Annotated in this window: 8 protein-coding genes and 1 pseudogene; 4 read left to right on the top strand and 5 right to left on the bottom strand. The window is 36.4% G+C overall.

Translation table 11 applies throughout. The annotated features are described in order from the left end of the window. Positions 1-100: 100 nt before the first annotated feature. The 3 genes and pseudogenes from BCR21_RS15480 to BCR21_RS15485 form a co-directional block, all read left to right on the top strand. Positions 101-1,766 (top strand): annotated as a pseudogene (locus BCR21_RS15480) (PTS transporter subunit IIBC); the annotation flags it as partial. Positions 1,767-1,858: 92 nt separating this feature from the next. Further along, complete coding sequence (locus tag BCR21_RS17375) at positions 1,859-2,278, top strand: PTS sugar transporter subunit IIA (RefSeq protein WP_420809832.1); 420 nt, start codon at positions 1,859-1,861, stop codon at positions 2,276-2,278. A gap of 137 nt (positions 2,279-2,415) precedes the next feature. Further along, on the top strand, positions 2,416-3,237 hold the full coding sequence (locus BCR21_RS15485) for an endonuclease/exonuclease/phosphatase family protein (RefSeq protein ID WP_069647357.1): 822 nt from the start codon (positions 2,416-2,418) through the stop codon (positions 3,235-3,237). A gap of 324 nt (positions 3,238-3,561) precedes the next feature. Here BCR21_RS15485 and BCR21_RS15490 read toward each other — a convergent pair whose 3' ends face one another. Both BCR21_RS15490 and BCR21_RS15495 read right to left on the bottom strand, forming a co-directional pair. After that, complete coding sequence (locus BCR21_RS15490) at positions 3,562-3,984, bottom strand: hypothetical protein (RefSeq protein ID WP_069647358.1); 423 nt, start codon at positions 3,982-3,984, stop codon at positions 3,562-3,564. Between the two features lie 218 nt (positions 3,985-4,202). Continuing rightward, entirely contained in the window at positions 4,203-6,233 is a 2,031-nt protein-coding gene (locus BCR21_RS15495) for a leucine-rich repeat domain-containing protein (protein ID WP_069647359.1), read from the bottom strand. A 1,616-nt stretch (positions 6,234-7,849) separates the two neighbouring features. Here BCR21_RS15495 and BCR21_RS15505 point away from each other — a divergent pair. Continuing rightward, a complete protein-coding gene (locus tag BCR21_RS15505) occupies positions 7,850-8,485 on the top strand; it encodes an NAD(P)H-binding protein (RefSeq protein WP_069647361.1) in 636 nt (211 codons plus the stop codon). A gap of 38 nt (positions 8,486-8,523) precedes the next feature. Here the strand turns inward: BCR21_RS15505 and BCR21_RS15510 are convergent, their stop codons facing one another. The 3 genes from BCR21_RS15510 to BCR21_RS15520 form a co-directional block, all read right to left on the bottom strand. Continuing rightward, positions 8,524-9,363, bottom strand: a complete 840-nt coding sequence (locus BCR21_RS15510; protein WP_069647362.1) for a sugar ABC transporter permease — start codon at positions 9,361-9,363, stop codon at positions 8,524-8,526. A gap of 8 nt (positions 9,364-9,371) precedes the next feature. Beyond that, on the bottom strand, positions 9,372-10,727 hold the full coding sequence (locus BCR21_RS15515) for a carbohydrate ABC transporter permease (protein WP_069647363.1): 1,356 nt from the start codon (positions 10,725-10,727) through the stop codon (positions 9,372-9,374). Between the two features lie 98 nt (positions 10,728-10,825). Then, entirely contained in the window at positions 10,826-12,061 is a 1,236-nt protein-coding gene (locus BCR21_RS15520; RefSeq protein WP_069647364.1) for an extracellular solute-binding protein, read from the bottom strand. Positions 12,062-12,100 lie beyond the last annotated feature (39 nt).

The raw sequence follows: 12,100 nt of genomic DNA on the forward strand, positions 1-12,100 counted from the left end.
AAAAGAATTGATTTTATTTAAGGGTTTACAAAACAAGAAAACTATTTTATACTACAACCAACGAAAACGATTGCGCTATTATTGCAAAGGAGAGAAAAAAATGAAAAAGTTATTCAGTTTCGAGTTTTGGCAAAAGTTCGGCAAAGCATTGATGGTCGTGATTGCCGTGATGCCTGCAGCAGGATTAATGATCAGTATCGGTAAAACAATTCCTTTGATCAATCCAGATTGGACAGCACTCGCTACAACAGGCGGTGTGATTGAAAACATCGGTTGGGGTGTCATCAGCAACTTGCATATTTTATTTGCACTTGCGATTGGCGGAAGTTGGGCGAAAGAACGAGCAGGTGGAGCCTTCGCTGCAGGACTTTCTTTTATTTTGATCAATCGGATCACAGGTTCGATATTCGGTGTGACGAGCGAAATGTTAGCCGATGACAAAGCATTTACTCATACATTGTTCGGCACAAAAATCATGGTCAAAGGATTTTTCACTAGTATTTTAGAAGCTCCAGCTTTAAATATGGGGGTTTTTGTTGGGATCATTGCCGGCTTTGTCGGTGCGATGGCTTTCAATAAATATTATAATTATCGAAAATTGCCCGACGCACTTTCTTTTTTCAATGGAAAACGTTTTGTCCCATTCGTTGTCATTCTTTGGTCGACGATCGTTTCGATTCTTTTAGCCATTATTTGGCCTTATATTCAAGCTGGTATTAATAATTTCGGCCTTTGGATCGCTCAATCTCAAGATACTGCGCCGATTTTAGCACCCTTTTTATACGGAACATTAGAACGCTTACTATTGCCGTTTGGTTTGCATCATATGTTGACGATTCCTATCAACTATACGCAACTAGGAGGAACCTATGAGATTTTATCTGGTGCACAGGCAGGAACTCAGGTTTTCGGGCAAGATCCATTGTGGTTAGCTTGGGCTACTGATTTGGTTAATTTAAAGGGTGCCGGTGATACCTCTCAATACAATTATGTTCTTGCAAACTGGACACCAGCTCGTTTTAAAGTCGGACAGATGATTGGTGCATCTGGTATTTTGATGGGAATGACACTTGCAATGTACCGCAATGTTGATCCCGATAAACGTGCAAGCTACAAATCAATGTATCTTTCAGCAGCGTTAGCGGTATTTCTCACAGGGGTTACTGAACCCTTAGAGTTCATGTTTATGTTTGCAGCTGTCCCATTATATGTTGTGTACGCCATCATCCAAGGCGCTGCATTTGCTATGGCGGATATCGTCAATTTACGGGTTCATTCTTTTGGTAACATTGAACTTTTGACTCGGACACCATTAGCAATAAAAGCTGGCTTAGGCGGCGATTTACTGAATTTCGTTCTTTTCGTCATCGTATTCGGTGTTCTCACTTATTTTATCGCCAACTTTATGATCAAAAAATTCAATTTTGCTACACCTGGTAGAAACGGAAATTACGATAATAACGAAACACAGACTGATTCAACGCAAACAAATGCTCAGAACGCTGACGGCATTGACCCTCAAATCATCGCAATCGTTCATTTGTTAGGTGGAAAAGAAAACATCGTTGATGTAGACGCCTGCATGACTCGCTTACGCGTTAGCGTTTCAGATAAAAACAAGGTTGGAACAGAAGAGGCTTGGAAAAAAGCTGGCGCAATGGGATTGATTGTTAAAGACAACGGGGTTCAGGCTGTTTACGGTCCAAAAGCGGATGTGCTAAAATCAGATATTCAAGATTTATTGGATTCTGGCGTTGCTATTCCAGACTCACCACTGGCAACCACAGCTGATACAACGATTGATACGCCAGATTATCTAGGCGTCACAAAAACGATTGTGCCTGTCGCAAATGGCGAAGTGATCGCCATCGACCAAGTTGATGACCCTGTCTTCTCACAAAAAATGATGGGCGATGGATTCGCAGTCATTCCAACCGACACGACGATTTATGCACCGATCGACGGAACGATCACCAGCATTTTCCCCTCTAAACATGCGTTAGGTATTACAACTACTGAGGGAATCGAAGTCTTGATTCACATGGGACTTGATACGATCGAAATGAAAGAATCCGCCTTTACGATTCATGTGGTCGAAGGACAAAAGATTACTGCAGGCGAAACCATTGCCACAGCTGATTTAGATAAAATCAAATCTGCTGGTAAACAAACAACCATGATCGTTGTCTTTACAAACGGCGAGAAGATTAATGTTTTTCACTTAAATAAAACCGGTAAACAAGATCCCGGGACAGCTATTGGACGTTTAGAGATCTAATCATAATTAAAAACACGTTTAAACAGGGTTGGCTTAAAGCTCACAGAGTTTTATCCTGACCCTGTTTTCTATCATTATCTAGCTTCATCTAGCTTCATCTAGCTTCGCGGACTAGTTTTTAAACGAGGAGGAACAACATGAAGGTTTTAACATTGAACACCCACAGTTGGTTAGAGAATCAGCCATTAGAAAAATTACAACAACTAGCAGATCAAATCATTAAAGAGGATTATGCACTGATTGCCCTACAAGAAGTCAATCAACGGATTGACAGCTTACCAGCCATTACTACTCATAACTTCCATCCCACGGAAGACCAGCTGCCAATCCATGAAGACAATTTTGCATATCTTTTAGTTCAGCATCTAAAAGAGCAAGGCTACGACTACCATTGGAGTTGGGCATACAATCACATTGGGTACTCGATCTATCATGAGGGCGTTGCACTCCTTTCAAAACAGCCGATCCAGCCACGAGCCGTTGTAGTTTCTGCAGAAAAAGATCCCCGTGACTACCGCAGAAGAGTTTTACTGATAGGGCAGACAACGTTAGGAGACAAAACTATCACCGCTTTAAGCTGTCACTATTCTTGGTGGTCTGAAACTGGCGGATTTTCATATGAATGGCAGCAAACTGAGATTGCCTTACAAGAACACATTTCCCCTTTACTGATGATGGGCGACTTCAATAACCCTGCTATCAAGAACCAAACCGGATACGCATTGGTTCTTGATAGCTCCTTACACTTGCAAGATAGCTTTTTAACAGCGGATAAAAAAATTGGTGAACACACCATTGAAAAAGCCATTGATGGTTGGGGAGAAAATCAAGAGAAACTGAGAATCGACTATATTTTCACTTCGAAAGAACTATCCGTTTCTAGCTACCAAATCGTTTTTGATGGAAAAAGTACACCTGTAATTAGTGATCATTTCGGCGTGTCAGCTATTATCCAATAAAATAAAAATGTACGCCAAAGATAAATTAGCCTCTTTTGCGTATGTTTTTTTATTTTATTTTGAATGTCTTTCGTGCTTTTAAAATCAAATGTTAGTGTTGTTTCATTGTAATATAAAAATTATTACATCGGAAATCCACATAACCAATAATGGACTACGCTTTTATTTTAAATGACAATAAGTATAAGAATATTATTCTTAGTGTTTTTATAAATATTATGTTAAAAAAATCCGATTCAACGTGCTTTTGTCAGATACTAATATTTATTAACTTAAAGATTCTCAAAAAAATAAGATAGAGAAAATCCCTATCTTAAATCTATATTAAATACCAAAATGAACTAAAATGTAGTCTTTTTTTATCGCACTATCACATAGAACAAACAGATCTTGTAGTTGGGTTACCAAAGTTTCTTTTTCAATAATAACACTATTAAATTTACCGTTCTCTGTATCGCAATCGCTAGTTAATTCAATTTTGACAGGGCAATACTTAAATATTTGCCCCCCTCCAATGATCCCTTTTAAAACAGTTATTCCTTCAGAATCTAGATATGTTCTTTCATAATAATCCAAACCGTTAGAACTTTGTTCAAAATTCTTTGAAAATGATGGAATCCATTTTAAAGTATCTATACCATATAATATAAAAGTATCATCTACACTCACCATATTTTTTCTTGTTTCTTTATTAAATACAACATTTTTACTACTCTTAAACATTTCAAATTCACGAGTTAAAGCCATATCTATACTTCTTCCTTTAACGACGGTTTTTGGGAATTATACAATTAATAGAATCTGACACAATCAAATCATGCCAGATTCCTTTACTTAATTTTGTAGTACTTATAATCGTAACTTTTAACGACCTGTTATCCTAATTTTTGTTGCATTATTTTATTTGATCAATACTTATATTGTGATAATGTTACGTTCTTCTCAGTAATAAATTCTTTGGTTGATTACTCAACAGTAAACACCGAAGTCGCCACGAATCCTCCATCTTCAGTAGTAGCCGTAATTTCAACAACCCCTTTGCTCAAAGCTTGTACCTTTCCGTTACTTAAAACTCTTGCGATCAATGGATCAGAACTTTTATAAATGACTTTTTTATTGATAGCAGTTTCTGGATAGACCGTTGGATAGAGCAACTTGCTTTTTCCTTCTAATAAAGTGTCTTTTTCAGGGGTCATCGTAATACTCGAAACCTTTGTCGGATCATCTAGTCTCTCTCTTATATATATCCCTGGCATTTTTCCGTCATAATTATCCATGAACTCTTTGCTATTATCGTACACAATCTGAGAATTGGCCGAGTCTAATCTCCACTTTCCTGTATACAATTCATTCGTTTTTTCCTCTAGCCCACTACTTTTGATTAGACTCTTATCACCTAGAACCAACTTATCCAAGGCAGGAGCATTCGCAAACATTTGCGATACATTTGTATCCTTAGTGTCCCAGTCACTTATATCCAACGTAGTGATATTCGTACATCCATAAAACAGTCGTTCCATAGAGCTCACTTTATCTGTGTTCCACTTAGAAACACCTAAGTGTGTTAAGTTCTTCGAATCAGAAAATAAATGATCCATGTTCGTTACTTCTGAAACATCAAGATTTTCCAAATTTATAGAAAATGCGTTTGTTTTTTCGAATAAAGAAGTGCCATCCCCCTCTAGCTTCAGCATAGTTTTAAAGACAATTCTTTTAATTTCATCTTTATATGGATACCAAGGAGCGCTCTCATGGCCACCAGTACTGTCCAAATCAACAGTCCCACCATCAATGTACATTGTTTGGGTTGTATTATCGTATGTCCATTTTGAATCACCCCATGATGTAGAATATTTAGCAGCTAAATCTCCATAGTACAACTGTATACCTGATAAGGATTTGATATGCTCTCGCGTAACAGGATTTCCATAAAATCCTAACGCTAACACGGTAATAATTCTATTGATAGGGGTAAAATCTGATATACAATTACTAGATAAAAATAAATGATTTACAGCAATCAAATTGGAAAAACCTTCAATAGAACTTATTTTGTTAATAGATAAATCAATATGATCAGAATACAGTAGATTTCTTAACCCATCAATATTCTCAATTTGATTATTGTATGCACTTATATTGATATAAGACACATTTTCTAAACCATCTAAGGTTTTCAATTGATTATCAGGCACATCTAAATTAACTAGATTGGTTAAATTTTGCACCTCTTTTAGATTTGTTAATTGGTTTCCAGACGCATTCAGACTTAGCAAACTTGTTAAGTTTTCTATCCCTTCTAAACTTTCTAATTGATTATTCGACACAGATAAATTATCCAGACTTACTAACCCTGCTATCTCCCCTAGACCTCGTAATTGATTGTATGACGCATCTAGAACAGCCAATTTAGTTAAATGCTCTATCCCTTCTAAATTTATTAATTTATTACTATTAATATAGAGAGATTCCAGACTAGTTAAATTTTCGATTCCCTCTAGATCTTGCAATTGATTATTAGATATATTTAGAAACTTCAATTCTGTTAGGCTCTCTATCCCTTCTAGATTTTGTAATTGATTATCAGATATATCTAGAGACTTCAATTCAGTTAAACTTTTTAATTCATCAAAGTGAAGTATTATTCCACCAGATATCTTTAATGTTTCTAAATTAGTTAGATACTTTAAACCACGTAAAGAAATCACATTTGCGCTGGTATTCGTATAGCACTCTAAAATAGAAATAGTGTCCAAGTCTTCTTGGGTGACAAGATCATCTGCTACTTTACCTATATATGAACTTACTATTCTCGCTATTTCGGGACTTTCAAAAATATCTTTCGTCTTACTGGGAAATATACCGTCAAAGATCGCATGTTCCCCCTCCCCATCTAAATACACCGTACTTTCGTTTCCTTCATTTGCATTTGAAATTACTGGAAATCCAACAAATAAAAACATTAACATCAACACCAAATTCTTTAGATACTTCATACAGATTCCTCCTTTTTTATAAAATAGACTGTGTAAAAAACATAGATAATTCAGCAAATTTGAGTATGGTAGTACTAATTGGAAAAGAATGATACTGATAATCACTCAACGAGAAACACTTACCAATAGACAAAACAAAAATATCTGATATTTTACAAGTTAACCATGTAGGCAGAGCTCTTTGATTACTCTTCTCTTCAAATGCAGGATCATTTCCAAAGTAACACCTCCTTTTCCCAATCATTTTTTGTCGACCATCGTTTTGTATACTCCACACATATGGTTGTATACAATTTTTTTATTTCAAATATTATTTACTGGTTTTACTCATAATAAGCTAATTATTTTCAACTAAATTGATTAAACTTTTACATAAGATTTTTTCAAAAATTGATTGGTTAGGAATACAGTGTCGACGATATGAAAAACCAATGTTTCGGGGATAAGCAAATAAGATAGATATTCCTTCTGACCTATCCCATTTTTGAGCAACTCTATTGAACACTTTTTGTTATTGTCATAGCAGTATCTAATACCTCTTCAATTTTGTGTTCTTGTTGTTGCACGCTATAAAAGCGTTCTTGTAGTTGTTCAATAAATTCTTGCTCTTTTTTTCTCTCGTTGCGCTTCTTAAAGTTCCTCCAATTGATTATTGAAGCGATAATTTTTGTCCTCAAAGAGTTGTTGTGCCGTCAATTCCATTATCTCAACCCACCAAAAGAAAGAGTCGGTAACTGAGCAATCTTTTGATCAATCCTTTCAAACTCTTTGGCGACAGAATGAATGTTGTCCCCTGCTTATACAATACTGTTAGAGACCCCTTTTAGACTGGATTGAAATATTGAAAAACTCTGTATTGCTGCACTATTTCCTGTAACATTGGTTTGTACTGAACTAACAGAGATAAAAATGCTGTTTAAAGCACTCACAGATTAACTAAATGAAGCTGACACGTCACTTGCTACACTGGTTGCGCTATTAATAGACACCTATAGTCCTCTTTTTGTAAAATACAGTTTGCTATCATTAGTTTAAACGATTACAACTAAAAAGGAAAGATTCTTTAACATTATAGAATGAAAATAAGCACATCGACGTTCTTGCTAAATTCTGCATAAATATGCTAATAAAGACAAATTATCAATAACAGTTTTTACACCTAAAACATAAACTAGAAATAGCTTAGACTATACTCTAGTTTTACATAGTAAGAATAAAATAAAAGGAGCCGTTTATCCTTACTAAATTGTCTACCTTTTATTTTCCAGTTTAAAGTCGTTTGTAATGTCACTATCAAATAACCCTTGATAGTAGCATTTGAGCATCAATAATTCACCTGAAGGAAGTTCCGTCTCAATTTCATTAATTCCTCATGACGTTTGATAGGATTCGTTATATTTTTGTAAGTTTCTAAAAATTATGCCAACAATCGCAATCAAAAGACAAAATTCGTCATTCCAAGAAAAGGCTGCTACTAAATAGAAATGCTAAATGCCATGGGTACTAATCATTTATTCTCGACCTCAAGCATCCCTTAACCTACTTTCCGACGGATAATGATAAACTAGCTACAAGACAGATGTATCATGATAATTTCAGGAAAGTAGGAAGAGAAGATGCAGATAACTATTTTCGGCGGCAGCGGCTTTATCGGACAAAAACTTTCAGAAGAACTCATCAATCGAGGTCATCACGTAACATCTATTTCCCGCAGCGGAAAACCAAGCGATTTAACAACTGTTTGGTCACAAAAAGTTCACTGGCTTCGTTCTGATGTTCTAACAGATGACCATTGGCATTCAGCTGTTCAAAATGCCGATTGGGTCATCGATACGATCGGTATTCTTAGAGAAAATCCGTCTAAACATATTACCTATAAGCGATTTATTCTAGAACCTGTCCAAATTATCTTAGCGTATTTAAACACACAGGCAACTCCGGCAAAATTTCTGTTTCTGTCAGCTAACAGCGCACCTTTCCCTTTGAAAAAGTATATGAATGCCAAACTTCAGGCTGAACAGTTGATTCAAGAACAAGCGATTAAAAGTGTGATTATTTACCCTAGTTTAGTTGTGGATAAAAAACGTTTTTCTTCTGTTATCGGTGCATCCGCCATGAACTTACTGAAAAAAATACCTGGAGTCAAAAAGCTTACTCAAGGATATGATCCTATTTCAAGAGAACATTTAGCAGTAGAAATCGCCAACGTGATCGAAGGAAAAGCTTCTCCTTACACCCACAGACGAACATAAAAAAAGCATCTCCAATACGGAAATGCTTTTTTTAAACGTTACCCTTTAACTGAACCACTCGTAATGCCTTCTACATAATATTTCTGCATAAAGATAAACAACAACGTGATTGGAACTGCAATCAGCACACAGCCTGCGGTAAACGCCATGAAATACTGATCGATTTTATCTTTTGTCTGCATCGTAAACAAACCGATCGCAACCGTATATTTGTTCACGTTATCACCTAAAATGATTTTCGCAAAAATGAAATCCATCCACGGTGCCATAAATGCCATCAATGCTGTATAAACAATAATCGGTTTACTCAATGGCAACGTGATTTTCGTAAAAATCTCAAACTTACTCGCTCCATCAATCATCGCAGATTCATCCAAGGCCATCGGAATCGTATCGAAGAATCCCTTCGCAATATAAAAACCTAACGCTGCACCAGATGAATAAACTAAAATCAACGCCAATAAACTACCCGTCAAGTTCATCGCTTTTAAAATATAATACACAGCGATCATACTCATAAATCCTGGAAACATGTTCAACACCAATGCTAATTTCAAGAACGGTTTACGTGCTCTAAAACGTAAACGACTCAAAGAGTAAGCCATCGCAATCGTGATCAACGTCGATAAAATACAACTACAAATCGCCACAAACAGCGTATTCAAAAACCATTGCACAAAAGGATACGTCGAACTCGTCAGTAACATCTTATAATTTTCAAAAGTAAACTGCTTAGGAATAAAGTACGTCACAAAAGCGCCACCTTCACTTCTAAAGCTAGTCAACACAATCCAAACAATCGGAAAGATCCAAACGATCGACAAAATCGTCAATAACGTATAGTGCAAGAATAGATTTTTTCTTTTTTTCGATTTCATAAGTCCGCTTACGCCCCTTCCGTTTTGAATGAACTACTTCTTGTATAAGCAAATAATGAGAAGACTGCTGAAAGAACAAAAATAATGATCCCGATTACGGATGCGAGATTATAATCAGCCGCTGTCACTGTCAGTTTATACAACCACGTAACGAGCAAATCCGTCTCACCGGCAGAGTGAAAATTACTATTCGCCGGTTGTCCGCCAGTCAACAAGAAAATCACATTGAAGTTGTTGATGTTTCCAATAAACTGTTGGATCAAACTAGGCGCCATAACAAACAAAATCTGTGGAAACGTAATATTTCTAAAAACTTGAAATTTATTTGCACCATCGATTTCAGCTGCTTCGATTTGATCTGTCGGTAAATTTGTAATGATCCCTGTCGCAACTAACATCGTCACCGGAATCCCAACCCACATATTCACGAAGATAACCGTAACCTTCGCGAGTAATGCATCTGTCAAAAAAGGAATCGGCTGATCGATCAATCCCCAATTTTGTAACATCGCATTGACGGGCCCTGAACCGTTAAACAAATTCGCCATCAATAACAAGCTGACAAACTGTGGCACCGCCATCGTGATTACAAAAATCGTCCGCCAAACTTTTTTCCCTTTCACTCCTTTAGCATTGATCAACAACGCTAATAAAATCCCAAAGAAAAATGTCGTAGCTGTTGCTAAAACTGCCCAAATCAAGGTCCAAGTAAGTACAGGGAAGAAGGTTCCAGCAATATCTCCCGTCAGCACATTCCCAAAATTAGAAAAACCAACCCAATGGAATAAATTTTTCGGCGGCAAATGATTATGATCATAGTTCGTAAATGCAATAGAAATCATATAAAGCAGTGGCAAAATCGTAAATGCCAAAACTCCGAGCAAGGGAATGCTCATCAACGTAATATAAAATTTTTCATTCAACAAACTATTTAAGTCTTCTTTTAACGTCGGTAAAGATTGGCCAGCTTGTTTCAATATAAAAATTTTACGCGCACTTCTTAGATTTACGATGTATAGAAAAATAAAAAGCAAAATAAGAATAATTGCAGCAATCCCAAACAATAATAGCAACATCGAGTTATCCCCTGGCTGCTGAACCTCGATTCCTAGTGACTCATCCATGATCCAACCTTGAGATTTCGTTCCCAATGTTTGCAACATTGATAATGCATGAAATCCATTAACCACCAACCACGCTACAAACCCAACTTGCAGCGCTAAAAATGCTAAACCTTTGACGATTTGTCCGTTCATGATATTCGCTGTTCCCATAAATAGATAAGAAAGCTTGATTGATTTATCCCCTTTTTTAAATAACTCTCTAAAAGAAATTGGCCCATCGGCTTTTGCCTTTCGCTTCATTGCATTTCACTTCCTGTTCTTAAAATAAAAAATAAGGCTGAGACAAAGCTCATAGAGTTTCGTTCCAGCCTCAAGGTCACCTTGAAAATGGTGAAGAATTATTTTTCTGATTTACTCGTATCTTTCACTAATTTATCCAATTTTGGTAAGTATTGATCTTCAGCGATTTTGCCATTATACGTATCATTGATCACCGCATCAGCCGGTCCCCAGAAAGAAACCATTGCTGGAAGTTTTGGCATCACAACGGAATGATCTGCATCACTCATTGTCATTACAGCTTCGGCTACTTTGTCAGATGTCACTTTTCCATCTGTTTGCGCATCCTTGTTTGCAGGTACTGTACCATTTTTCTCAAAAACAGTTAATTGATTTTCTTTATTTGTTAAGAAGTCTGCTAAAGCCATTGCCGCAACTGGACTTTTAGTAGATGCGTTAACGCCGAATAATTTCACACCTAAAAATGCTTTTTGTTGAACCGGGCCATTACCCAAATCAACTGTTGGATATGGTGCTACTGCAAAGTTATCTCCCAATGCTTTTTCCACATCTAATTTAGACCATGGTCCAGATAAAAACGCATCGATTTTACCGTTACCTAAATTAGAAAGCGCGTCAGCATTGGATTGAACGACACCAGCGTTATCTTTTTGTGAATGAATCCATTTTAAGACTTGGACCCCTTTATCATTATTAAAGTTCGTTCCGTTGATATCTTCACCATTTTTACCATATAATTCATCACCATTTGACATGAATAATGGCGTAAAGATATAGTTGGCACCTGCTTCTCCGAAGTTTGCGCCTAATTTGCCTTTAGCTGTTAAACTTTCCCAGCTTTTCACATCTTCTTCAGCTAATTTTTCTTTGTTATAGTATAAAATTTGAGATTCGACACCATATGGATAGCCGTATAATTTACCATCATACGTCGCAGCTTCTACTGCACTTTCAGTACTATTTTCTTTCACACTATCTTCATATTTTGTATTAGCATAAATAATTCCAGCATCCACCATTTGACCTAATTGATCATGAGGCATCATGAAAACATCGGCTGCGGCACTAGGATCTTTTTTCAGATTTTCTTGTGCTGTTGCAGATTCACTTGGCTTGATGGTTACTTTCCAATCTTTATGTTCTTTTTCAAATTCTTCTACTAATGGTTTATACGTATCAACAAATGCTACGTCTACCCATAATTTTATAGAAGCGTTTTCATTTTTGGCAGAAGTTTTTTCTTCTGATGATCCTCCGCCACAAGCTGCAAGTAAAAACGCTGCCGCTGTCATTGTTACCCCTAATGTCAAAAGCTTTTTTGTGTTTCTTCTCATCTTTTGTTCCTCCTAGGAATTTTTTACTGTTCTGTTCTC

It is taken from the genome of Enterococcus ureasiticus, from assembly GCF_001730285.1.
Classification (GTDB): Bacteria; Bacillota; Bacilli; order Lactobacillales; family Enterococcaceae; genus Enterococcus_L; species Enterococcus_L ureasiticus.

Excerpts from the sequence above, each read along its gene's own strand:
- BCR21_RS15520 (WP_069647364.1), bottom strand. The coding sequence starts at position 12,061 with ATGAGAAGAAACACAAAAAAGCTTTTGACATTAGGGGTAACAATGACA.
- BCR21_RS15510 (WP_069647362.1), bottom strand. The coding sequence starts at position 9,363 with ATGAAATCGAAAAAAAGAAAAAATCTATTCTTGCACTATACGTTATTG.
- BCR21_RS15515 (WP_069647363.1), bottom strand. The coding sequence starts at position 10,727 with ATGAAGCGAAAGGCAAAAGCCGATGGGCCAATTTCTTTTAGAGAGTTA.
- BCR21_RS15490 (WP_069647358.1), bottom strand. The coding sequence starts at position 3,984 with ATGGCTTTAACTCGTGAATTTGAAATGTTTAAGAGTAGTAAAAATGTT.
- BCR21_RS15485 (WP_069647357.1), top strand. The coding sequence starts at position 2,416 with ATGAAGGTTTTAACATTGAACACCCACAGTTGGTTAGAGAATCAGCCA.
- BCR21_RS15505 (WP_069647361.1), top strand. The coding sequence starts at position 7,850 with ATGCAGATAACTATTTTCGGCGGCAGCGGCTTTATCGGACAAAAACTT.
- BCR21_RS15495 (WP_069647359.1), bottom strand. The coding sequence starts at position 6,233 with ATGAAGTATCTAAAGAATTTGGTGTTGATGTTAATGTTTTTATTTGTT.